The organism is Bradyrhizobium sp. Kon56, from assembly GCF_055807635.1.
In genome coordinates, this window is record NZ_JBVVOU010000439.1 from 1 (window position 1) to 266 (window position 266).

Annotated in this window: 1 protein-coding gene; it reads right to left on the reverse strand. The window is 63.5% G+C overall.

Features of this window, described 5'->3' with window-relative positions:
* The coding region (locus tag AC0L3B_RS39595; RefSeq protein WP_473383292.1) for a hypothetical protein at positions 1–266 on the reverse strand (266 nt) is incomplete at both ends.

Consider the following 266-nt stretch of genomic DNA (forward strand, 5'->3'; position numbering starts at 1 on the left):
GGCCCGCCCCCAGCGCGAAGATCGCCCACAGTCGGATAAACACATGGGTGTAGATCGGTCGGATCCTGAATTTACGCCAGAAAAACGCGTCGGCCTCAGGCAGTCGCTCCAGCAGTTGCGGGTAGCGCCACGTCAAGGTTTCGCCGAGTTGCTGACACGCGTTCCAGTGGGCGTCGCTGAAGCCCCTGATCAGGCGCATTTGTTCTGTCGCAGACATCGGCGTCAGCAGCAAGCGCGCGGCCTGGGCGTCGACGGACATGCGGCGG